We start from the raw sequence: 23,156 nt of genomic DNA on the forward strand, positions 1-23,156 counted from the left end.
AGTTTTGAATATTTTAAAAAATCTTTTTATTTTTTTTTGAATTTTTTTAAAATAAATGTTTGTAGATATCAAAGGTAGTTTTATATTTGCACTCGCTTGTAGCAATATAAGCAGAGACATGCTAGTAAAGTCTTTAAAATAGTAGCACGGTCTGGTAGTTCAGTTGGTTAGAATACCTGCCTGTCACGCAGGGGGTCGCGAGTTCGAGTCTCGTCCAGACCGCAACTTTTTGATAACACTTCTAAAGTGGTTTAAATCAAAATAAAGATGTTGTGTTGAGTTACTTAAATGTAACTTGTGGTTTAAGAAATTAGACCGATGAGAAGCTTTATCAATCTTATGATTGGTGGGCTTTTTTTGTTTTAGGGCAGTTTTCAAATCCCTTAATATTTCAGAAACAATCTTACTTATTATTATGTGCAGGGCTTTCTAAGGCTCGCTAATGCCCATTTTTATTTATAAATTTATTAATAAAGTACTCATTAAAATATTGATTTTTTATTAATTTTTAAATAGCTATCTCTCTATTATTTATCCTTTTAGCGTTGATTTAACATTTAGTGTTAATCTATATTAATGTTCTATGAGCTTACTGATATGACAAGTATATTTATGTGAACTTTAAATTTTATAGCAATGAGTACAGATGAAAAAACACCAAATCAAGACGAGTTAACCTCGAAAAAGGATAGTGCAATAAATAAAAAAGCTAATGAAGCTGATGGTCGTGAAATCAATCATCAAGTGGAGCAGCGTCGCGATCAACACAAACCTAGAGATAATGCCTAAATTAATAAGTTATGGAAGATAAAAATAAGAAAGATACAGATAAACAAGAAAGTCTAAATCCGGATAGAATAAAGGGGCCTCAAAAGGAGAAACATCAAAATCAATACGGAAATCAAGACGAAAGAACAAGAGTCCAATAATTTAAAACTATAATATGAGCAATACTAAAAAAGCGCCCTTGTTAAAAAAGAACTTGAAAAACGAACAAAACATAGAGAATCAAGACTATCCTGGAGAACCTAATGCTAAAACAGATCCAGATGTTAAAGGTTCAAAGAATACTAAAGACGTGCCTGAATCTAACGATCCAGCTGGATATGATAATAAAGGTAATGACAAAGAATCTCCTTCTGGACAACGCGATAATAATTAATGTTTTTAGAAATAAATAATTAAAAACCTGTACTATATGTGCAGGTTTTTGTAATTAAAGGACAACTTTTATATACAACTAATCAATACCAAATGATACAGATAGCGATAATAGGATTTGGACCTAGAGGACTAGCTTGTTTAGAAAATATAATTTTAGAAGTTAGTAATCAATCTAAATCTAATGAATTACAACTTTATGTTTTTGAACCCTCTAAAAACCTAGGTACTGGTAAAGCTTGGAATATAGACCAACCTAAAACCAACTATATTAACATTTCAGATCACGCCTTGCAAAATTTGAAAGGACGTGAAACTATACATTTTAATGATGTTGAAATCCCTTCATTTCCTTCATATACACAATGGTGTCTAGAAAACAACAAAGTTGAAAAAACAGACGGTAATAAAGATTTTTATCCTCCACGTTCGCAAATGGGTAATTATCTTAATGAACGTTCAAATAGTATATGTGCTATTTTAATCAAAAATGATATACTGACAGTTTATCGCGAAAAAGTGATTTCTATAATCAACAAGAACGATTTTCAAATTATTAATACAATTGAACGAGCTGTCAAAGTACAAGAGTGTTTACTAACATTAGGTCATACCTCAACACGAGATAGCGAGGAGACAAAGCTATTTAAAGAGCATAGTACCAATAATGATGTTCAATATATTCATAATCCATACGAAACTACATTTGTTCAAGATGATATGTCTAATACTGTTGTTGCGATAAAAGGTTTCGGGCTTTCAATGTTAGATATTACTAGACAACTAACTAATTATAAATTCGGAAATTTTAAAGAGAAGGAAAATTCTAATTACTTAGAATTTTGTGCTGAAAAGGGCTGCGTTTCTAAGATTGTGCCGTATAGTTTTGATGGTTTGCCTTGTGTGCCAAAACCATATGGAAGAATTGTAGACGATCTATTTAAACCATCTATACAGCAATTAAACACATTTGAATTATTCCTTCGGAATGCATTGTCACAACCTGAAAATTGTGAAAATTTAGACTTTATTATCACTCCTTTTTCTGAAATAGTAACCGAGTTGTTTATTAAAATTTCAGACACCAATTGCTCTGAAGATGAAATTAATTACGTGGCTAAAAAGTGGTTGGGCGATATGAAAACAACACATAGACTCGTTTTAGATACAAAGTTACCCACGGTTGATTATATGAGGAAAACTGTAGAAATGGCTAGGGGAACTATCAAACCATCATTAGATTTTACAATAGGGCAGGTGTGGCGTCATGTTCAACCCACTTTGTATAGGCTCTTTGCTTTTAGTGGAATTAGGGGTGAGCTTATGAAAGACGTTGTAGATTTAGATCAAAGCACAAAGCGATATTCTTACGGACCGCCACTTGAAAGTATTTTACAACTTATAGCTTTAAGTGAGGCTTCGATTTTAGACTTAAATTACGTTTCGGATCCAAAAGTCACAACAGTCTCAAATGGTTGGAAAATTGAAAATGAATTTGAAAACAATAAAGAAGTTATAGCGGGTATGATGTGTAATTCGGTTATGGATAGTCCGATTTTGAAAGAATTTGATAGCCCAATTTTTGATAGTTTAAAAAAACAGAATTTAATTACATCGGTAGTTAATGACTTAGGTGTGGCTACACGACCTGACGCAACAATGATATCTCCACAAGATAATGATGAGGTTGTTTCCATTTCAGTTGTAGGTAGGAACGCTAAAGGAAGTGTTTTGGGTACTGATGCAATTTTAGAATGTTTTAGTCCTGAAACCCAGGATTGGGCAAAAGGAATTGTATCAAGACGGTTTTAATACTTCAGTATCTGTTGAATAAATTGTCAAATGGTTTGTTTATAGATAATTATCACAAAAATACCCCAACTTTATGTTAAACAGGAATTAGAATTAGATTATATCTGTTGTATGGTCTATTTTTATCGCCATAATGAAAAAAGCCTACTTATCATTTTAATTAAACCCCACTTTAATGAAAAAAGTTAGCTCACAAATAATACAAAATAATGACATTGTCACTGATTCTCTAATACAAGAGAAGCTGTTGTCTTTGCTATCTATTGGTATCTGGAAGTATAATTTTAGTACTGAAGAGCTAATTATTGATGAATCATTACTTCAGATAATAGGATATAATTCATTATCTATGGAAATTAAGCACTTAGATACTATTCTAGACTTAGTACATCCACGTGAAAAATCGAATTTTGATTTCTTAAAACCTCCATTCACATCTAAGCTTCCTAAAAATAAAACTTTCGAGTTTAGAATTCTACACGAAAATAAAGAGTGGGTTTGGATTGAAAATAAATGTGAAATAGTAAGTTATACTAGTAATAATAAACCCGAATGGCTTGTGGGTTATGTTCAGGATATTTCAGAAAAGAAAAACAAAGAATTTCTATCTATTAAATATGAAGAACTTCTAAACAAAACTAATGAAGTTGCTTTAATAGGAACGTGGGAAGTTGACCTTATTGATAATACTATAAGCTGGAGTAATGTTACAAAAAAAATTCACGGTTTGGGGGATGATTATTCACCTGTATTAGAAACAGCTATTAACTTTTATAAAGAAGGCACACACCGAAATAAAATCAATGACTTGTTCAATAAATGTGTTACTGAAGGAGAGCCATTTGACGAGGAATTGATGATTGTAACAAATGACAACATTGAAAAGTGGGTTCGATCTATTGGATTTCCTGTGATGGAAAAAGGTGTTTGTACAAGAGTTTATGGTGTGTTTCAAGATATCGACGAAAAAAATAAAGTTTTAAAACAACTTTCAAATACTGAGCAAAAATTTAGAAAAACATTCGACTTTGCTGGGCTAGGGATGGCATTAGTAGGTATGGATACTAAATGGTTGAGAGTAAATAAGAGTTTGTGTAATATGCTTGGTTACACAGAGGAAGAATTTCTTAAACTTAAATATCAAGACTTTACACACCCAGAAGATTTAGTTGATGATGAGGTTTTATTAAAGGAGGCTCTTGAAGGAAATCTAGACGATTATAAAATTGAGAAAAGATATATCCATAAAAATGGTGAAATTATATGGACTAATTTAACGGTTTCAGTTGTTAAAGATGATGAAGGGAAACCAATACATTTTGTAACTCAAATTAATGATATTTCTACTATAAAAAAGGCAAATAAAAAGGTGACTAATTTACTTGAAATCACAAAAGACCAAAACAACCGTCTATTAAATTTTGCTCATATTGTTTCGCATAATCTAAGATCGCACTCAGGTAATTTACAGATGTTGTTAGACTTGATGGAAATTGATACGCCAGAACTCACTCAATTAGAAACTTTTCCTTTACTTAAGGATGCTGTTGGGCAATTAGATGAAACTGTGCAGAACCTAAACGAGGTTGCTGTTTTAAATACCAAAACTGAGCTAAATCTTGAAAATCTAGATTTAAGTAGCTATGTTACAAAAGCAATTTCTAATATCAACTCTGTTATATTAGATGATTCAGTTTCTATTATTAATAAAGTTGATGACAGTTTTATTGTGTCGGCAATTCCAGCATATGTTGATAGTATTATTTTGAACTTTTTAACTAATGCAATTAAGTATCAATCTGCACATAGATATCCTGTTGTAACCATTAACGCAAAGCGAAAAGATAAATTTATAGTGCTAAGTGTAGAAGACAATGGTATGGGTATTGACCTAAATACTCACGGCGAAAAGCTTTTTGGGATGTATAAAACATTTCATAAACATAAAGATGCTAGAGGGTTGGGGTTGTTTATTACTAAAAACCAAATTGAAGCAATGGGCGGAAGGGTTGAAGTATTAAGTGAAGTTGAGAAAGGAACTACTTTTAACATATATTTGCAAAATGAAAAAAATTGATATTGCTTGTATTGTAGATGATGATCCAATATTTGTTTATGGAGCTAAGCGAATGATGTAATTAGCTAACTTCTGCAACGGTTTCTTGATATTCAATAATGGAAAAGAAGCATTACGAAAATTAAAATCTATTATAGACTCCGGTGAGGATTTACCAGATTTGATATTATTAGATTTAAATATGCCTATTATGGATGGGTGGCAATTTCTAGATAATTTTACTCAAATTGAAGTCGATAAAAAAATTATAATTTACATAGTAAGTTCTTCCATTGACCCTGTAGATATTGAGCGCTCTAAAAAATATGGTATGGTAAGTAACTTTGTGGTTAAGCCAATTTCAACAGATAAAGTAAAAGAGATTATGCAGGAGATTGCAGAAAATAACTTCCTGTAATAATTAAAAAATATTGAACCTTAATCCAAGCTAAAAAGTCCACATGTTTTAAACGTGTGGACTTTTTAGTTAGTAGTAGTTATAGCTATAACTATCTACGGAAATATTAAAGTTTCTATTTCTGTTATTAAATAATCCAATTCTACTTTAATTACTAATACTTATATTTATTGAAAATTATTTAAACACAGTATTACAGTAATAATTCTCATTACTAATACAAAATATCAGAATGCCTAAAACAACGACTAAACGATCCCTGAAAGACATTTTAAGAGAGCTTATAGAGCTTATTTTAGACAGTATGAATAAGCGTAAGCGTACTTGGCATCAACATGTTGTGCCGTATGAGGATGATTGGGCGGTACGCCGTGAAGGAAATAAACGAATCACCTCTAAGCATAGAAAGCAATCAACCGCTATAAATAAAGCCAAAACAATCGCTAGAAAACATAAAGCAGATGTTATTGTTCATAGAGCAGACGGAACAATAAGAGATCGAATAAATTATGATTAATCTTGTTACAAATTACCTATTATTAAATTTTGAATATTTCGGTTTAAACCTAAATGCCAATAACAATATATTCAGTTCCTGTACTTTGAATTGTGTACCTTGTCGAGGCTGCAATAACTGTTAAAGGTATACCCGCAACATCATCTGTAATTGATAAAGGAGATCCTATAGCATCTTGGATAGGCACTAATGTAGTGTTTGTTGTCATTCCAATTAACACAAATATTTTACCTGCATTAGCCGCGCTGGGAGCCGGTAGTCTAACACTTAATGTATTGTCTACAACTCTAATAGTGTGATTATCCATTGTTGCAATAAAATCTACTCCTGAAGTAGTTTCTGAATATGATGAAGAAGATGTTGCTGTTTTAACAACTCCAGTACTAGTTATTACAAGGGTTTTGTCTCCAGTTGAGGTAGATGCGTTAAGTCCTTCAACGCGTAAAGGGTCACTCGATAGATCTTTTACGTGAAGTTTGTTTGTGGCATCAATACTTGGAATGTCTTGATCAACTTTTTTAAACAAACCAACATTTCCTTTGTCATTAATCATTATTCCAGATTGAAAACCTGAATTAGGAGTATTAGCATTGTAGGTGTAAAAGTCCATTTTAGAAGATCTTGTAACATCGTTATTGTCAACTAACCTAGCAACTATTCCTCCCATTTCTCTAGTTCCTGCAAATCCTTGGGTAGCCATTCTGTATGTAAATTTAGGACCATATCCAGCAAGACCAGAGATGTCAATCATAGTAAATGTATTCGCATTGGAATTTAAGTTAGTTCTAAGTACTCTTAAAGTTCCTTCATTTATGGTTGTAGAACCGTTTACAAATAGTTTATCTAAAGCATATACCTGCGTAGCAGTTGTAGGAGAATCTGTATTGATGTAAACAGCAGCATCGTCTGTAACAACAATGTTATTTGAGTTTGTATTAGGTCTATTAGCAAATGTATATGTGTTTGACGCATCGTAAGTCCATTCTGATGTGTCTGTATCAATTGCAGACCAAACAGAATCAGCTTCGTTCCAGAAATAAAATCCTTTAGCCATTATTACTGTAGGAGTGGGAGCCCCATCAGTTATATCAGCAATTAAAAAAACGAGTTGGCCATTTTCGGTTCCGTCTATAGCTAAATCGCTTACACGAGGTACTAAAATACCATCTTCTCCAGTTACGGCACCTTCGTCATTAACTCCTAATACATGCAAGCTAACTTTAGGGTCATTTGTATTGATACCAACTTGAGCAATCGCAGATATGGAAAATATTAAAAATAAATAAATAAAGATTTGGGACTTCATATGTCAATTTTTCACAAAGTTACTAAAACAACCATTTTTTAATCATAATAAACTTATAATAGATTAGTTAATAGTACAGTACCTGTAATCCACAATATGAATGAAAGCACCCCTCCAATTATCAAAAAATGCTTAAACTTATAGAGTCCTGTTCCATAGATTAAAGTATTTGTTTGGTAACCAACAGGAGTGAAAAAACTAAAATTAGCTCCAAACATAACCGCAAGAATAAAAGGTTTTACGTCCAGGTTTAAACCTGTAGCTAGAGCAATAGCAATAGGTGTCATAATAATTGCAGTAGCATTATTACTAACAAAACCAGAAAGCACCATAGTAAAACCAAATATTAATCCTATAATTATTAAAGGTGTCTGTCCGTTTAATAGTTTAAGTAGGTATTCGCTTATCCAAGCATCAGTACCACTGTTACTCATAGCCATACCTAATGGAATCATCCCTGCAAGTAAAAAAATGATTTGCCAGTTTACTCTATGGTAAATATTCTCTAATGAAATAAGCTTAAATAATAGCATAGCAGCAACTCCTGTAATCGATGCAGCTAGTATTGATAAAACACCTGTAGCAGCTAATACAATAACTCCTATTAAGATTATAAGCGCTGTAACTTTACGATTATTAGGTATTGCTGGTGTGTATTCATGTTGATTGAGTACTGCGATGTTTTGTAGCTCATACATTTTAGCAATTCGTTGTTCTTGTAATTCAACTAAAAGTCTATCGCCAGGTTTTAGATTAATTTCATGAATGTTTTTTCGAATCATTCGTTCAGCAGTATTGCGAATGTTTTTACGTTTTTTTATAGCGATGGGATAAGCACCATTAAGCGACATTTTTCTAATTCTTTTCAGCGTTTTGCCTATTAGATTGGACCCAGGTAATATCAGTAATTCTACATAAGTCATATCACTTTTATTACTGTCTTCACCATCGCCAAATTCTTCTTGTTGTGCTTCTCTTCGTTTCTCGTTAATGACAAGTTTATGTTTATTTACAATTTCAGAAATACTTTCTAGACTACTCATTAAAACTAGATTATCACCTTCTTTTAGCTCAATATATTTTCCTGGCGCATTAATTACTTTTTTGTTTCTAATCAATTTTAAAGGCACAGCGCGTTCTTCATTTATAAAATCTACTTCAGCGATAGTTTGTCCTATCAAATCTGATGCTTCATCACTTGCTTCGGAAATATTCGGGATTTTTAGAGTAAATACATAATTGTCAATCTCGTAGTTTTCTTGTAAATCTGAATTAGGATCTTTAGGTAAAAAGCGTGAGACTATAGTCATGTAAACAATACCAATAATTAGAAAAACACCACCATATAAGCTAAATTCAAAAAAACCAAAAGCTTCTACGCCAGCATCTTTAGCAATTGAATTAACTAAAAGGTTTGTGCTTGTGCCCATTAATGTACAACTACCTCCTAATATACCTGCGAACGAAATAGGCATCAGTAATTTAGCTGACGAAAAGTTATACCGTTCAGCTAATTGGGTAATTATTTTAATGAAAATGATTACAACAGCAGTTGTGCTAATAAATGATGAAATTACTGAAGACACGACCATAAAGGCTGGAGTGAGTAATATTAATGGTAACACTTTAAGTTTTTTTATGGCGTCAGTAAGCCATTGAATAACACCGTTATCTTCGAGGCCTACAGCTAATATCATTAACGATAAAATAGTAATTACGGCAGGATTAGAAAAACCACTTATTGCTTCCTCTGGTGTAGTTAATTGGGTGAGGACTAAAGTGGCAATGATAAAAAATGAAATTTTATCAATAGGAAAATACTCCGTTACAAAAAGTAAAACGGTGATTCCTATAATAGCGAATACCAAAATGATAGGTAGTGTCATAGTTATGCTTAGTTAAAATAAAAATATTCTAACTTTCCATAACTCTTAGTTAAGAGGGTATTAAATTATTTGGTGCAGCTAAACTTCTAATTAATTGTAATTAAGATAAATGGTGTTTAATTTTTTCATACCCAATCATATTAAAATGATTTACTACCATATTAGCATTTGAGTAATCTTGATCTGTAGAATGTTTACTGTCGTATCCTATTACGTAAATTCCTGCATCGTTAGCCGCTTTAATTCCGTTTGTGGAATCTTCAATTACAACACAATGTTCGCGAGCGTGTCCAGCAGCTTCTGCAGCTTTAATGAAAATCTCTGGATGTGGTTTACTTTCTTTTAAATCAGCTCCACTAAGTTTTGCTACAAAATATTGGTTGAGGTCAAAACGATCAAATATTCTATCGATATTAGGCATGGAAGCAGATGATGCTAAAACTAAAGTAATATTATTAGCATGATAATCTTTTATCAAGTCGAGAACACCGTCAAGCAACTGAAGCGAGCTATCGTTTTCAAATAGGTATTTGAAATGTTTTCGTTTACATGCCACAAGTGCCTCAGGAGCTTCTGGAATACTAAACATATCCACAAGTTTTTTACAAATATTTAAGGTAGACTGCCCTGTGAAACTAGTGTAAAGCGTTTCAGTTACTTCAATGTTCATGTCGTCAAACATTAAAAAATAGGCTTTACGGTGGAGCGGTTCTGTATCTACAATAACCCCATCCATATCAAATAATACTGCTTTTAACATTCGTCAAAGATAAAACTATTCATAAAAAAGGTTGCCGAGAGATTTTGTTTTTATTCGGAAATTTTAAGTAGGAACACAAAAGCCTACATGTAAAAAGTTTCCTTATTTTCATCAGTTTGTTGCGAGTACAATGAAAATAAGGAAACTTGAATATTAGTAGTTCTTCAATATGTTATTCTTGAACAGAAGCTTTAAAGTTAAGTCGAAAAGGGTGCTGCTGCGCATTCGTTTTAACATAAATAGTTTCAGAATAATCCCCTGTTCTTTTAGGTGTAAAGTGCACTTTTAATTCTCCAGATTCGCCAGGTTTTACCTCCTTTGGCATTTCAGTAGCAAGACAAGCGCAACTTGAATTTTTATCAGTTAAAAGCAATGGCTCAGTCCCATCATTTAAAAATGAAATTTTTACAATTTTAGTTTCGTTAATTTTATCTGTCGTTGTTGAAATTTCACGAGAATTAAGTGTAAAGCGTGGGCCTTCCTTAGTTGCATTAAATGTTTCTTGTGCAAAAGTTGATGCACTAACAAATGCAGCAAAAAGTAGTACGTAGATATTTTTCATAACAGTTTAATTTTTGTTGAAAAATAAAAATAATGCAATTGAAACCCGATAACAAGTATTGAAGGATTTTCGCACACTATAAGGCTTAAAATTTCAGAAATACCATAATAGAGGACATCTATTGCTGTACTTGTTTAGATATCAGTTAAAATTACGATATTTGCTGTAAGAAAATAATCTAAGTTTATCAAGTTAAGTAGGGCTTAAAATACACTTTAAAAACGTGCTTAAGCTTTTTGGAAGTAACTCGATATTTACTAATTTTAGATTATTCGCCTAAAAACTACTCACATGGCAAAAGAAATTAAAAATTTAAAAGATTTACAAAACACAGAGTATTCATTGAGAAAACTCTTTGATGAAGCTGAAGATTTTCTTCCACTTTTAGGAACAGATTATGTGGAGCTTTATGTAGGTAATGCAAAGCAAGCTGCTCACTATTATAAAACTGCGTTTGGTTTTCAAAGTGAAGCTTATGCTGGATTAGAAACTGGATTGAAAGATCGTGTTTCGTACGTATTGAAACAAGATAAAATTAGATTGGTTTTAACTACTCCATTAACTAAAGATGGAGAAATTAACCGTCACATTAATGAACATGGTGATGCAGCTAAGGTAATTGCATTGTGGGTTCCAGATGCCACAAAAGCATTTGAGGAAACCACTAAACGTGGTGCAAAACCATTTTTAGAGCCTACACGTGAAGAGGATGAAAACGGATGGATTATTAAATCTGGAATTTATACCTATGGAGAAACAGTACATATGTTTATCGAGCGTGAAAACTACAAAGGTTTATTCCTTCCAGGTTTTACTAAATGGGAATCACATTTTAACCCAGAGCCAGTAGGTTTAAAGTATATTGATCACATTGTAGGAAATGTAGGTTGGGGAGAGATGAATAAATGGTGTGAGTTCTACGCTAAAACAATGGGCTTTGCACAAATTATAAGTTTCGCAGATGATGATATTGCAACAGATTACACGGCATTAATGTCCAAGGTAATGAGTAATGGAAATGGGCGTATTAAATTCCCTATTAATGAACCAGCTAAAGGGAAAAAGAAATCTCAAATTGAGGAATATCTTGACTTTTACGGAGGTGCAGGAGTACAGCATTTAGCTTTAGCAACAGATGATATTGTTGCAACAGTAAGTGCCATGCGTGAAAGAGGCGTAGAATTTTTATATGTGCCAGACACGTATTATGATGATGTGCTTGAACGCGTAGGTGAAATAGACGAAGATATTGAAGTACTTAAAAAACATGGTATTTTAATTGACCGTGATGAAGAAGGATATTTATTGCAATTGTTTACAAACAATGTTTTAGATAGACCTACAATGTTTATTGAAGTAATACAACGCAAAGGGGCACAATCTTTTGGTGTCGGAAATTTTAAAGCGTTATTTGAAGCTATTGAAAGACAACAAGCCCGAAGAGGTACTTTGTAAAATAATACCGTTGCTATAAGCAGCAAAAATTAAAAAGCCATTTAGAAATAAGTGGCTTTTTTTATGAAATATTTTAGTGTTAATTGTGATAATCTGAAATTTTCAAACAGATTAAAACACTTAAATTTCATTAAATTTACCTTATGGAAAAGAGCATTTTAAAAACTATAGAGGAAAGAAGATCTGTCTTTCCTGCACAATATAATAAAGAGCCAATAACAAAGGGGGAAATTTTGCAAATCCTTGAAGCAGCAAATTGGGCACCAACACATAAAAAAACAGAACCTTGGAGGTTTAAAGTTTTGCAAGGTCCGTCCCAAGAAAAACTAGGTTTGTTTTTAGCCGAAACATTTAAAAATGAAAGCCCAACTTTTTCTGAATTTAAATACAACAAGCTTAAAGAAAACCCTAAAAAAGCAGGAGCAATTATAGCTATCTGTTTTCAAAGAGACGAACAAGAACGTATTCCTGAATGGGAAGAAGTTGCAGCAACTGCTATGGCGGTTCAAAATATGTGGTTAGTAGCTCACGAAATGAAAATAGGAGCTTACTGGAGTAGCCCTAAATTAATACAACATACAAAGAAATTTTTCAGCCTAGCAGAAAATGAAACCTGCTTAGGTTTTTTCTATCTAGGGAAATATGATGATGAGCTTACACCTGGAGATCGTAATTCTACTATCGAAGATAAAACTGAATGGATGTAAAAAAAGTGAAAAGTATAAAATATAAAAAATCATCATTTATAGCGAGTTTCTATAGATGATGATTTTTTTATTGAAACAACTGTAAAGATTTGATAATATTTAATTAACAGTAGTAATAGCAATAAAAGCTAGGTTTGGGGTTTTAAAAAACAAATTTCGTGAACTTTTCAATTTCAACACCACGCTCCATTAAATGGTCCTTTCTTGCATTAATCATATTTTTATTATTTGCAAGCTGTGATAAATTAGACACATACGTTGTAAAAACTGACACCTTTAATTCTTTTTTAAATGAAGTTGAATTAGCCGCAATTATCCTTGATGAAAGTGCTGCAGCTTTTCAATTACAAAAAATCCCAATTGATACTTTAAAAACACACATTTTAGATACTAGGAATGCGTATAAAAAAGTTGAATTTTTCTTGGCTTATTACAATCCAGATTTTGTGAATTCACATTTAAATGGCGCACCGTTATTAAAAATCCAAAAATCTGGTAGTGAACCAAGTGTAATACCGCCTGAAGGTTTACAAGTACTAGACGAGTTGATATTTTCAGAAACACCAAAAAATGAAAGAGTTAAAATTTCTGCTCTTGCGAAAAAATTTAAAGCGAATGTATCAATTTTAACAGCTGCTATGCAAAAGGTAACGCCATCGCTTACCGATATAGTAAATGCTTCAAGAATACAGTTAGTAAGAGTTTTTACTTTAGGTGTTACAGGTTTTGATACTCCAGGTTCAGTCAATGCTTTAACTGAAGCAAAAATATCATTAAGCGGAATGAAACAATTAATTGAAGGAGTGCCTGAATTTGATAAAGTTTCTCAATTAAATCAATCAATTCAGTTGATTGATGGTGCTATCAATATGTTAAGTAACAGTTCTTTCGAAGAGTTTGATAGGCTATCTTTTCTTAAGGAATATATAGACCCTTTATACAAACAATTAGGAGCATTACCTATTGATAAAAAATCTGTTTTATTATCCAATAGTTCTTCTTGGAACCCAGAGAGTACTAGTATTTTCTCAGCTAATTTTTTAGATCCTTATTATTTCACCCAATTAAATGAAAAAGAAGATTCCGAAACACTTAGAAATCTTGGTGAAAAATTATTTTATGATACCATTTTGAGCGAGGATGGAAGTATGAGTTGTGCTAGTTGCCATAAGCCAAACTTGGCTTTTACTGATGGTGAAATAAAATCAATATCCAGTATTGAAGGAGCCACTGTTATGCGTAATTCTCCTACACTTTTAAATGCTGTTTTTGCTGAGCGATATTTTTATGATGTTAGAGCTTTTAGTTTAGAACAGCAAGCTGAACATGTAATTTTCAATCCTAAAGAATTTAATACAAGATATAGTAGTTTGCTAAATCGTTTAAACAACAATGCAGATTATTCTAATGACTTTAAAGTGCAATTTGGTACAAATAAAATTAGCCGCGAACAGTTCGCTAGTGCTTTGACTTCATACGTTTTGTCACTGCAATCCCATAACAGTGAGTTTGATCAATTTGTTCGGGGTGAATTGAATGAAATAGAGGATGAGGTGAAAAATGGATTTAATTTGTTTATGGGAAAAGCTGCTTGTGCTACTTGTCACTTTGCACCTACTTTTTCAGGATTAGTGCCACCGCTATTTGTTGATTCGGAAACCGAAATTTTAGGGGTTTTAAGTAACCCATTAGGTAAGGACCCTTTGTTAGATTTAGATGAAGGAAGATGGGACAATAAAATAGCCAATGAAAAATCATTTATATATAATAAGTCCTTTAAAACAACAACCGTAAGAAATATTGCGTTAACAGCTCCTTACTTTCACAATGGTGCGTACAGTTCGTTAGAACAAGTACTTGATTTTTATAATAAAGGTGGTGGAGCAGGAATGGGATTGAATGTTACAAATCAAACGCTTCCAGATTCAGAACTAGATCTTTCAGATAAAGAAATAGATGATATAATTTCATTTCTAAATTCTCTTACAGAAATTTATTAAAGACGTTATTTCCTTAGTTCACTAATATGTTCATAATTAAAGCATCAAGAATTAGATTAACATCCACTTAAAATAGAGTTTACAAACACCTTTCTTTTTTCATTTCTAGTTGATGTTAAGTTAAAATAAAAAAGCTACAGTTAATAGTTTTATGACATAGTGATAAGATTAAGTTTTAATATTTCGGAAACCATATTTATAATTTTGGGACAACTAAAAACTTAATCTTTCTAACTAAAAAAAACTATGAAAACAAATTCCTTTTTAATGGGTGTTTTGTTGTCTTTTCTTTCAATAGCAACATCATCAGCGACTGAGAAAAACTCAACAAATTCACTTACATATACTACTGAAACGTCAGTAGTTGAAAATATATTTCCATTTCCAGCAGGAAGTGAATGGAGATATAATGATTCTGGTACAGATTTAGGAACTGCTTGGCGAACTGTCGATTATGATGATAGCACTTGGCCTATAGGGGCAGGGCAACTTGGTTATGGCGATGGCGATGAAACAACAGTTCTTAGTTATGGTCCAGATTCTTCAAATAAATATCCAACGTATTATTTTAGATATAGTTTTGAAAATACAGGGGATGATCAATTCGGTAATTTTAATATTTCATTATTATTCGATGATGCAGCTGTTGTGTACTTAAATGGTTCAGAATTAATGAGAAGAAACCTTCCTAGTGGTGAAATTTCATATTCAACTCTTGCAAATGGTGGTGCAATTTCAGGTTCAGATGAAGATGATTATGATGTAGTGGATGTTGAGGCGGTGTTACTTTCTGGAACAAATACTTTTGCTGTTGAAATTCATCAATCTTCGGTTTCAAGTTCAGATATGAGTTTTGACTTTGCTGCTGAATTTACACCATTAACTTTTGATCCTGCTGCATATCCATTAGAAGCAGGAACATCTTGGTCTTATTTAGATACTGGAGTTAGTCTAGATTCAGAAGCTTGGAATACTTTGGGGTATGATAATTCCTCTTGGGCAATTGGTGCTGCTCCATTAGGATATGGTGATCCAGTTTCTACAATTATTTCATATGGTCCAGATGCTGGTAATAAATATATTACAACATATTTTTTGAGAGAAATTAATATGTCTTTAAATGATGTTACCGATGAGGTTGTATTTGGTTTAAATCGTGATGATGGAGCAATTGTTTACGTAAATGGTGTTGAAGTTATTAGAGATAATATGCCGCCTGCACCTACTGATTATTTAACCAACTCATCTACAATTGTTAGTGGAGCAGATGAAAACGTGTATTTTACTCATAATGTTTTAAAATCTAATTTTATAGAGGGTGTTAATATTATCGCAGTAGAGCTGCATAATAGAGATGGAAATAGTTCAGATTTAAAATTTGATATGTATATGCAAAATACGCCAGATCCAGTAGATCCATTTATTTGTGAAGACGGTGATATTGCTTGTTTTACTTCAATTATGCCAACTGGTCAAACGAGTAATTTAATTATACCTCAAGAACATAGATTCCAAATAATAGTTAAACAAGGTGATCCTTATACAAATGGAAATGGAACTGTAGGTGGAAATAATGACTTTACAGGATATACTCCAATTAGCGGTTCAAGTACTTTGGGATATGTGTCAATTAATCATGAAACTACACCAGGCGGAGTTACTGTTGCCGATGTTAATTTCAATGAAGACACCTTATTATGGGAAGTTTCACAAACACAAGGAGTAGACTTTTTTAATGATGCTTTAGTAACAACGACTAGAAATTGTTCAGGTGGAACTACGCCTTGGGGAACAATCATTACAGCTGAGGAATCTTCTAATGGAGGTGATATAAATATGGATGGATATCAAGATGTGGGATGGTTAGTAGAAATAGATCCTGCTACTGCCTCAGTAGTTGACTATGGAAATGGGCAAGAGAAATTATGGGCAATGGGAAAAATGAATCACGAAAATGTTGTGGTAAGTGATGATATGGTTACTGCATACTATGGAGAAGATGGAGGAACTGATTGTGTTTATAAATTTGTAGCAGATACTCCAGGCGATCTTTCTGAAGGAACACTATACGTTTTAAAATTAGATGATCCATTAGTGAATGATAATCCTTCATCAGATACTGCTCAATGGATTCAAGTTCCTAATACAACTATAGATGAAAGAAACAATGTTCGATTTGCAGCAGAGGCTCTTGGTGGTACAAATTTTAATGGTGTAGAGGACTGTGAGATTAACCCAATTACTGGTGAAATATTTTTTACTTCTAAAGGAAAAGGGAGGGTATATAAATTTACTGATAATGGAACTTCAGTTGCTGGTTTAGAAACATTTGTAGGTGGAATGTCTTACGATATAACGACTCCTGAAGGTGTTTTTAACGAATCCTGGGGAGGAGGAAATGATAACTTAACTTTTGATGATAAAGGTAACCTTTGGGTTTTACAAGATGGGGGTAATAATTATATATGGGTCGTTCGTCCTAACCACCGTCAAGATGTGCCTAATGTTGAATTATTTGCTTCAATGCCAAACGGATCAGAACCTACTGGATTAACATTTACACCAGATTATAAATATGGTTTTTTCTCAGTTCAACATCCAAGTAATGCAAATACACCACAATTAGATGCTTCATTTAATGAGGTTTCATTTGATGCATCATCGACTGTTGTTTTCGCATTAGGCGAGCACTTAGGTCTTCAAGCACCAATAGCAGATTTTACAGCTTCAACGGTGTCTACAGAGCCTGGAACTGCGATTGAATTTACAGATATGAGTACTAATAACCCTACATCTTGGTCATGGACTTTTGAAGGTGGAATTCCTTCAGTTTCATCTGAGCAATCTCCAATTGTTGCATATTTAGATGAAGGAATTTTTAATGTAAGTTTGATTACATCGAACCAAGCAGGTACAGGTGAGGTTGAAATGAAAACAGATTATATAGAGGTTTTGTTATTAGGTATAGATACTTTATTAAAAGAGGATGTATCGGTTTATCCAAATCCAACAAGCGGTATTGTAAATGTTGAAATAGCAAATCAATCTGAAGAAGTAATTGTGGTTACTGCTTATGATGTTCTAGGACGTGAATTGTTAAGTAGTTCAAATGTTCAAAATTCTGGAATTAATCAAGTAATTAATTTAGACTTATCAGCAGCCCTAACTAATAATCCAGTAGTGTTATTAAAAGTAACAGTAGGTGATAAAACTGGCACCTACAAAATTTTAAGAAAGTAATTGTTATTATAACGCACTTTTGAAGTTTAATAATAATGATGAAAATTGAAGTTTAATATTGTTCAAGACTGGCGCAAATATTTGTGCCAGTCTTTTTTATTTGAAACTAATTTTGAAATACATAATAACCAGTTTATGATTTATAGAATATCTAAATTAACGAAGAAGTTTTTAGTGTTTGCTTTTGCTTTTTCAATGAATATGGACGCTCAAAACGCTAACCCTATTATAGATAAAATGTATTATAACGTTGATGAAGCTATTGCAGAAAATGTAAATACACAACAACTTAATTTACGTGATCAACAACTATTTTTTTTGCCTGATAATATTTCTCAATTAGGTGAGTTACGTTTTTTAAATGCTATGAAAAATCTATTTGAACATTGGGATTTGAATATTTTTAAATTAGTGAAATTGAAGGAAATTAATCTAAAAGCTAATAGTTTAATTCAAATTCCTAGAAAAATAGGTGACTTAAAAAATTTAGAGACTTTAGATTTAGCTGACAATGCCATCAAAAAAATAAATTCTAACATTAGTGAATTAAAAAACTTAGAACGTTTATACTTATCAAGCAATAAATTAGCATACTTACCTAGTGAGTTAGGAAAATGTATAAAGTTACAGGTGCTTGAGTTACAAAACAACCAATTGGCTTATGTGCCAAATTCTTTTTCGGAACTTATAAATTTGAAAATATTAGATTTAAGTTATAACCAGATAAATGAGCTAGACCCTATCTGGATGAAGCTAGAATCTTTAGAAGATCTGAAAATTAGTTACAATAAGCTAACGCAACTTCCTGAAGGTATTTCTGGTTTTAGAAACTTGAAAACGTTGTCTTTAAATAACAACAAAATAAATAAGTTGCCAAATGATTTTGGGTTATTGAAAAACCTTACTTTGGCTATTTTATCTAATAATCAACTCACAATTTTACCTAGTAACATTTCAGAATTAATCAATTTAAAAACGCTTATTTTAACAGGAAATAATATTTCAGAAAATGAAAAAACGCGTATTAAAAAGGCGTTGCCTAATTGTAAAATTTACTTTTAATATGCTTAAAATAACACTTCACGATACTCAATAACTTTATAGATAAATAATCCAAGGTAGATTAGTGTAGCCATAAATTTCACGAAAGTTGAAGCTAAGAAGCCAATAAAAGAGCCGAAGGCTGCTTTTAAGGCAGTATCTCCTGTGGAGTTGTTAAATGCTGTTTCTCCAATAAATGCACCCAAAAATGGACCCCATAATATCCCAAGTGGGATAGGTACAATAATACCAACAATAAGTCCAACCATAGTACCATAAACACCAGCTTTACTGCCACCATATTTTTTAGTGCCAATTGCAGGAATTATATAATCCAGTATATAAAGCACTATTGCTACAATACCTGTAATAATGATAAAGGTCCAATCAAAAGTTATAGCTGGAGTAAGGTAAAGTGCAATTAAACCTAGCCAACTTACAGGGACCCCAGGTAAAACAGGAAGAAAACTTCCAATAATACCTACTAGGATTAATATAAACCCCAATACTAAAAATAAAATTTCCATAGATTAATTTATGTACACATTAGACTACTAAAATTAATTAATGTTACACTTTACAACTAAATAATTAGTTTAACTAATTATTTAGTTGTAAGTTTGTGTTCGTTAATAGCTGTTTAAGTCTATAAAAAGGATTATCTAAATTACATGAAGGAGTTGTTTAAATATACTCCTTAAACTTTGAAACGTTAAATATAAAATGAAACAACTTACAAAAGCAGAAGAGGATATCATGCAAATTCTATGGAATTTAGGTGAAGCAAATGTTGCAAGCATTGTCAATGAGTTTCCAGAGCCTAAGCCTGCAAACAATACTGTTTCAACTATTGTTAGAATTTTAGAAAGTAAAAATTTTGTCACCTATCGCAAAGAAGGTAGAGGACACATTTATATTCCTAAAGTTCAAAAAAATGAATACAGTAATCAATCTATAAACAAATTAGTTGACGGTTATTTTCAAGGTTCATTTAAAAGCATGGTGTCATTTTTTATGAAAAAGAATGAAATTTCGGTAAAAGAAATGGAAGCTATTTTAAATGAAATTAACAAAAAGAACTAATTATGGCACATTACATTATACAAGTAATAGCGTTTCAGTTATTGTTTTTAGTAACCTATGATTTGTTTCTTAAAAAAGAAACATTCTTTCAGTGGAATAGAGTCTATTTAATTGCTACGAGCATTCTTTCTTTTGGACTACCATTTATTAAAATAGGTCTAATACAACGATCGATTCCGCAGGAATATATGGTGCAATTACCAGCAGTTTTAATTGGTGGTTTGGTAAATGAGCCATTACGTGTTCAAGGTGAAGATGTATTAATCAATGGTATTTCAACAGCACAATCTATATCGGTATTACAAATTATTACAGCGCTTTGGATTGTTGGGATGGTTGTTTTCGCGGGAATCTTTGCCTTTAAAATTGCACATATTCGGAATTTAAAAAGAAGAAATCCTTCAGTTTTTGTTAAAGGAGTTAATGTAGTAACACTTCAAAATACTGATGCGGCATTTTCGTTTTTTGGCACTATTTATTTAGGGGAGAATATTTCCGAAGCAAATAAAAAAGACATTCTACTTCACGAAGAAGTACACATTAATCAACATCACTCAATAGATCTTTTGTTTTTTGAAATCTTCAAGATTGTATGTTGGTTTAATCCATTAAGTTATGTTTTTCAAAAACGCTTAGAGTTGCTTCACGAATACATTGCTGACAGTATTGTAGCAACTAAAAAACAAGATACTACCTATTATCAAACCTTATTATCGCACGTTTTTAATACTGAAAATGTGTCGTTCGTCAATACCTTTTTCAATAAATCACTAATTAAAAAACGAATTATTATGTTACAAAAATCAAAATCAAAGCAGTTATTTCAATTAAAGTATTTAGCACTAGTTCCATTAGTTTTTGGAATGTTAATTTATACATCTTGCTCTAATAATCCAGTAGAAGAAGGATATAGTACAGCAAATTTTGGGTCTGATTCAGACAGTGAAATAATACAAAATATTGAACGCCTTAAAGAATCTATTGCTAAGAAAGGATATATTTCAGAAGAAGAAGAGTTAGCACTAAAAGCATTTACAGTGTTAACATCATCTGAAGGAGTAGATAATATACATTTTGAAGAAGTACAGGATTTAGTAGATATTCCTTTTGGAGTAATTGAAAAAGTGCCTGCGTATCCTGGTTGCTCTGGAACAAATGAAGAAATGAAAGATTGTATGACAAAAAGTATGAGCGCATTTATTGGTAAAAACTTTGATATTAATGTAGCGCCAAAAGGACTAACAGGTGTACAGAAAATCTACGTTCAGTTTAAAATTGATACTCAAGGAAAAGTGGTAAATGTAAAAGCGAGAGCACCACATGAAGCACTTAAAGAAGAGGCAATTAGAGTGGTTTCTAGTCTTCCTACAATGAAAGCTGGAGAGCAGAGTGGAAAAAAAGTGAGTGTACTTTATTCTTTACCAATCAAGTTCGAAATCAATGAATAAATATTTTATAGTAGTTTTAATTTTATGTTTCGCTAGAGCCAACTCACAAAAAGAGTTGGCTTTGGCTGTGGGTGATAGTTTGTATGCTATGGGGAACTACTCGTCAGCCATATTAGAATTTGAGAAAGCGCCTAAGAGCAAGATTCAGCAAGAGAAAATTGCTAAATCTCATCTATCTCTAGGAAATAAAATTGAAGCTATTGTGATATATAAAAACTTGAGTATTCAATATCCAGAAGCTTTGATTCTTAAAAAAAACTACGCTACTGTTTTATATAATGCTGAAAAATATACGGAAGCTAAACAGGTTTTTAGAGAGTTAGCAATGCAGGATATGCAAAACTCAAATACCTTTTATTATTTGGGGCTTATTGCAGAAAAGCAACAAGATACCACGGCTGTTGAAAACTTTAAAATGGCCACGTACATAAACCCAAATCATAGTGATGCTATATATAAAGTAGCAAAACTTAATGTACAAAAACAACGTTTTTTTAATGCAGCAGGATTTATTGAAAAAGGACTTGCACTTAATGAAAATAGTACTAGATTTTTAATTTTAAAAGGTCTTTCGGCATATTATAAAAGGGAATATGAGGAAGCAATTGAAACCTTAACTAAGGTTGTTTCTTTGGGTAAAAATACAGAGCAAATTCATGCGATTTTAGCTACTAGTTACGCAATGCTATTTCAGTATGAAAATGCGGTAGCAGCGTATCGAATTTTACTATCGCAGTATAATGATTTGAACCCGAGCTATCATTACAATATGGGTAAATGCTTAATGGGATTAGAAGATTTTGAGAATGGTCAATCATACGTGAAGACTGCCATTTCAATACTAGATGTGTCACTGCATGATCAATACGTAACGCTAGCTGTAAGTTATAGCCGACAGCAAAAATATCAAGAGGCATTTTCGTATTTAAAGTTAGCTCTTAAAGAAGATAATACAAGTGAAAAAGCGCACTACCAGCTTGCTGTTGCTGCAGATAATTTTTATAAAGACGATGCTGATGTACTTGAATTGTATGAGAATTATATGGATAAATTTGGAGTAAATGGACGTTATTATTCGCTTGCGGCAACGAGATCAAAGGATTTAAGACAGGTATTATTTTTTAAAGAGGGTAAGTAACTAATTGAGCTTATTATTTTTGTACTTTTCGGGCGCAAAGTAGTGGGATCAAATGAAATACATTTTACTTTTAATATTATCATTGACATTGAGTTCTTGTCAGTTTTTTGAAACTGAAAAGATCTCGAGTGAAACCTTCTACGAAGAAGAAATTAAAACCTTCAATTGGAACGAGGTTGACACCTATCCAGTTTTTAATTCGTGTAATGACATTGCCGAAAAAGAAGCAGGAAAACAATGTTTTTATAATACGCTTAATTCCGAAATAGTAACCACTTTACAACAGCGCAATCTCATTGTACATCATGATGTTAATGAAAAAGTATTGGTTCATATTCAAGTTTCTGAAAATGGAATGTTAACCATTGATAATGTTGAAATGGACAGTCTTACCGTTGTGAAATTTCCGAAGTTGGAATCTTGGATTAGACAAAGTGTCGATAATTTAGGAGCGCCACTACCAGCATTAAAAAGAGGGATTCCGGTAAAAACTAAATTTACACTTCCTGTAGTTTTAAAAACGGAATAAATAAAGGAATTCTATTTATAAAAGCTTTCAAAATAAA

21 protein-coding genes and 1 tRNA gene are annotated in these 23,156 nt (G+C 32.1%); 17 read left to right on the forward strand and 5 right to left on the reverse strand.

Annotated features, from left to right (window positions below; all coding sequences use genetic code 11):
* Window positions 1–148: 148 nt before the first annotated feature.
* The 8 genes from GBH57_RS12525 to GBH57_RS12550 all read left to right on the forward strand — a co-directional run bounded on the left by GBH57_RS12525 (window position 149) and on the right by GBH57_RS12550 (window position 5,964).
* A tRNA-Asp gene (locus GBH57_RS12525) sits at window positions 149–222 on the forward strand.
* 414 nt (window positions 223–636) lie between these two features.
* Window positions 637–789: a hypothetical protein gene (locus GBH57_RS16125; protein ID WP_162851994.1), complete on the forward strand. Its 153-nt coding sequence runs from the start codon at window positions 637–639 to the stop codon at window positions 787–789.
* An 11-nt stretch (window positions 790–800) separates the two neighbouring features.
* Window positions 801–929: a hypothetical protein gene (locus GBH57_RS16315; RefSeq protein ID WP_262714260.1), complete on the forward strand. Its 129-nt coding sequence runs from the start codon at window positions 801–803 to the stop codon at window positions 927–929.
* Between the two features lie 14 nt (window positions 930–943).
* Window positions 944–1,162, forward strand: coding sequence for a hypothetical protein (locus tag GBH57_RS12530; protein WP_151674841.1), 219 nt, complete (start codon window positions 944–946; stop codon window positions 1,160–1,162).
* Between the two features lie 38 nt (window positions 1,163–1,200).
* Complete coding sequence (locus GBH57_RS12535) at window positions 1,201–2,973, forward strand: FAD/NAD(P)-binding protein (RefSeq protein ID WP_151674842.1); 1,773 nt, start codon at window positions 1,201–1,203, stop codon at window positions 2,971–2,973.
* A 175-nt stretch (window positions 2,974–3,148) separates the two neighbouring features.
* Window positions 3,149–5,050 carry a sensor histidine kinase gene (locus GBH57_RS12540; protein WP_151674843.1) on the forward strand — a complete coding sequence of 634 codons (1,902 nt, stop codon included), beginning with the start codon at window positions 3,149–3,151 and terminating at the stop codon, window positions 5,048–5,050.
* An 85-nt stretch (window positions 5,051–5,135) separates the two neighbouring features.
* A complete protein-coding gene (locus tag GBH57_RS12545; RefSeq protein WP_235904715.1) occupies window positions 5,136–5,447 on the forward strand; it encodes a response regulator in 312 nt (103 codons plus the stop codon).
* 232 nt (window positions 5,448–5,679) lie between these two features.
* Window positions 5,680–5,964: a DUF2188 domain-containing protein gene (locus tag GBH57_RS12550; protein WP_151674844.1), complete on the forward strand. Its 285-nt coding sequence runs from the start codon at window positions 5,680–5,682 to the stop codon at window positions 5,962–5,964.
* A gap of 49 nt (window positions 5,965–6,013) precedes the next feature.
* Here GBH57_RS12550 and GBH57_RS12555 read toward each other — a convergent pair whose 3' ends face one another.
* The 4 genes from GBH57_RS12555 to GBH57_RS12570 all read right to left on the reverse strand — a co-directional run bounded on the left by GBH57_RS12555 (window position 6,014) and on the right by GBH57_RS12570 (window position 10,478).
* On the reverse strand, window positions 6,014–7,270 hold the full coding sequence (locus GBH57_RS12555) for a hypothetical protein (protein ID WP_151674845.1): 1,257 nt from the start codon (window positions 7,268–7,270) through the stop codon (window positions 6,014–6,016).
* A 53-nt stretch (window positions 7,271–7,323) separates the two neighbouring features.
* Complete coding sequence (locus GBH57_RS12560; RefSeq protein ID WP_151674846.1) at window positions 7,324–9,156, reverse strand: sodium:proton antiporter; 1,833 nt, start codon at window positions 9,154–9,156, stop codon at window positions 7,324–7,326.
* Between the two features lie 100 nt (window positions 9,157–9,256).
* A complete protein-coding gene (locus GBH57_RS12565) occupies window positions 9,257–9,916 on the reverse strand; it encodes an HAD family hydrolase (protein ID WP_151674847.1) in 660 nt (219 codons plus the stop codon).
* Between the two features lie 172 nt (window positions 9,917–10,088).
* Window positions 10,089–10,478, reverse strand: coding sequence for a DUF1573 domain-containing protein (locus GBH57_RS12570; protein WP_151674848.1), 390 nt, complete (start codon window positions 10,476–10,478; stop codon window positions 10,089–10,091).
* 291 nt (window positions 10,479–10,769) lie between these two features.
* On the opposite strand from GBH57_RS12570, the gene hppD reads away from it, so the two are divergent.
* From hppD to GBH57_RS12595, 5 genes are all read left to right on the forward strand, one after another.
* Window positions 10,770–11,933, forward strand: coding sequence for a 4-hydroxyphenylpyruvate dioxygenase (hppD, locus tag GBH57_RS12575; RefSeq protein WP_151674849.1), 1,164 nt, complete (start codon window positions 10,770–10,772; stop codon window positions 11,931–11,933).
* 143 nt (window positions 11,934–12,076) lie between these two features.
* The gene (locus GBH57_RS12580) at window positions 12,077–12,640 is read left to right on the forward strand and encodes a nitroreductase family protein (RefSeq protein ID WP_151674850.1); all 564 of its coding nucleotides are present in this window, start codon (window positions 12,077–12,079) and stop codon (window positions 12,638–12,640) included.
* A 158-nt stretch (window positions 12,641–12,798) separates the two neighbouring features.
* Complete coding sequence (locus GBH57_RS12585) at window positions 12,799–14,640, forward strand: cytochrome-c peroxidase (RefSeq protein ID WP_151674851.1); 1,842 nt, start codon at window positions 12,799–12,801, stop codon at window positions 14,638–14,640.
* A 246-nt stretch (window positions 14,641–14,886) separates the two neighbouring features.
* On the forward strand, window positions 14,887–17,880 hold the full coding sequence (locus GBH57_RS12590) for an alkaline phosphatase PhoX (protein ID WP_151674852.1): 2,994 nt from the start codon (window positions 14,887–14,889) through the stop codon (window positions 17,878–17,880).
* Window positions 17,881–18,015: 135 nt separating this feature from the next.
* Window positions 18,016–18,942: a leucine-rich repeat domain-containing protein gene (locus GBH57_RS12595; RefSeq protein ID WP_151674853.1), complete on the forward strand. Its 927-nt coding sequence runs from the start codon at window positions 18,016–18,018 to the stop codon at window positions 18,940–18,942.
* Between the two features lie 5 nt (window positions 18,943–18,947).
* Here the strand turns inward: GBH57_RS12595 and GBH57_RS12600 are convergent, their stop codons facing one another.
* Complete coding sequence (locus tag GBH57_RS12600) at window positions 18,948–19,448, reverse strand: DUF456 domain-containing protein (protein WP_151674854.1); 501 nt, start codon at window positions 19,446–19,448, stop codon at window positions 18,948–18,950.
* Window positions 19,449–19,644: 196 nt separating this feature from the next.
* Between GBH57_RS12600 and GBH57_RS12605 the strand changes: the two genes are divergently transcribed.
* The 4 genes from GBH57_RS12605 to GBH57_RS12620 are packed head-to-tail and all read left to right on the forward strand — an operon-like array spanning window position 19,645 to window position 23,119.
* The gene (locus tag GBH57_RS12605) at window positions 19,645–20,004 is read left to right on the forward strand and encodes a BlaI/MecI/CopY family transcriptional regulator (RefSeq protein ID WP_151674855.1); all 360 of its coding nucleotides are present in this window, start codon (window positions 19,645–19,647) and stop codon (window positions 20,002–20,004) included.
* A gap of 2 nt (window positions 20,005–20,006) precedes the next feature.
* Window positions 20,007–21,452, forward strand: a complete 1,446-nt coding sequence (locus GBH57_RS12610) for a M56 family metallopeptidase (protein ID WP_151674856.1) — start codon at window positions 20,007–20,009, stop codon at window positions 21,450–21,452.
* The gene (locus tag GBH57_RS12615; RefSeq protein ID WP_151674857.1) at window positions 21,445–22,590 is read left to right on the forward strand and encodes a tetratricopeptide repeat protein; all 1,146 of its coding nucleotides are present in this window, start codon (window positions 21,445–21,447) and stop codon (window positions 22,588–22,590) included. Before GBH57_RS12610 ends, GBH57_RS12615 begins: the two co-directional genes overlap by 8 nt.
* 52 nt (window positions 22,591–22,642) lie before the next feature.
* Window positions 22,643–23,119, forward strand: coding sequence for a hypothetical protein (locus GBH57_RS12620; RefSeq protein WP_151674858.1), 477 nt, complete (start codon window positions 22,643–22,645; stop codon window positions 23,117–23,119).
* Window positions 23,120–23,156: the final 37 nt, after the last annotated feature.

It is taken from the genome of Patiriisocius marinus (assembly GCF_008974325.1).
GTDB lineage: Bacteria > Bacteroidota > Bacteroidia > Flavobacteriales > Flavobacteriaceae > Patiriisocius > Patiriisocius marinus.

Excerpts from the sequence above, each read along its gene's own strand:
- GBH57_RS16125 (WP_162851994.1), top strand. The coding sequence starts at position 637 with ATGAGTACAGATGAAAAAACACCAAATCAAGACGAGTTAACCTCGAAA.
- GBH57_RS16315 (WP_262714260.1), top strand. The coding sequence starts at position 801 with ATGGAAGATAAAAATAAGAAAGATACAGATAAACAAGAAAGTCTAAAT.
- GBH57_RS12530 (WP_151674841.1), top strand. The coding sequence starts at position 944 with ATGAGCAATACTAAAAAAGCGCCCTTGTTAAAAAAGAACTTGAAAAAC.
- GBH57_RS12540 (WP_151674843.1), top strand. The coding sequence starts at position 3,149 with ATGAAAAAAGTTAGCTCACAAATAATACAAAATAATGACATTGTCACT.
- GBH57_RS12550 (WP_151674844.1), top strand. The coding sequence starts at position 5,680 with ATGCCTAAAACAACGACTAAACGATCCCTGAAAGACATTTTAAGAGAG.
- GBH57_RS12555 (WP_151674845.1), bottom strand. The coding sequence starts at position 7,270 with ATGAAGTCCCAAATCTTTATTTATTTATTTTTAATATTTTCCATATCT.
- GBH57_RS12560 (WP_151674846.1), bottom strand. The coding sequence starts at position 9,156 with ATGACACTACCTATCATTTTGGTATTCGCTATTATAGGAATCACCGTT.
- GBH57_RS12565 (WP_151674847.1), bottom strand. The coding sequence starts at position 9,916 with ATGTTAAAAGCAGTATTATTTGATATGGATGGGGTTATTGTAGATACA.
- GBH57_RS12570 (WP_151674848.1), bottom strand. The coding sequence starts at position 10,478 with ATGAAAAATATCTACGTACTACTTTTTGCTGCATTTGTTAGTGCATCA.
- hppD (WP_151674849.1), top strand. The coding sequence starts at position 10,770 with ATGGCAAAAGAAATTAAAAATTTAAAAGATTTACAAAACACAGAGTAT.
- GBH57_RS12580 (WP_151674850.1), top strand. The coding sequence starts at position 12,077 with ATGGAAAAGAGCATTTTAAAAACTATAGAGGAAAGAAGATCTGTCTTT.
- GBH57_RS12590 (WP_151674852.1), top strand. The coding sequence starts at position 14,887 with ATGAAAACAAATTCCTTTTTAATGGGTGTTTTGTTGTCTTTTCTTTCA.
- GBH57_RS12595 (WP_151674853.1), top strand. The coding sequence starts at position 18,016 with ATGATTTATAGAATATCTAAATTAACGAAGAAGTTTTTAGTGTTTGCT.
- GBH57_RS12600 (WP_151674854.1), bottom strand. The coding sequence starts at position 19,448 with ATGGAAATTTTATTTTTAGTATTGGGGTTTATATTAATCCTAGTAGGT.
- GBH57_RS12605 (WP_151674855.1), top strand. The coding sequence starts at position 19,645 with ATGAAACAACTTACAAAAGCAGAAGAGGATATCATGCAAATTCTATGG.
- GBH57_RS12610 (WP_151674856.1), top strand. The coding sequence starts at position 20,007 with ATGGCACATTACATTATACAAGTAATAGCGTTTCAGTTATTGTTTTTA.
- GBH57_RS12615 (WP_151674857.1), top strand. The coding sequence starts at position 21,445 with ATGAATAAATATTTTATAGTAGTTTTAATTTTATGTTTCGCTAGAGCC.
- GBH57_RS12620 (WP_151674858.1), top strand. The coding sequence starts at position 22,643 with ATGAAATACATTTTACTTTTAATATTATCATTGACATTGAGTTCTTGT.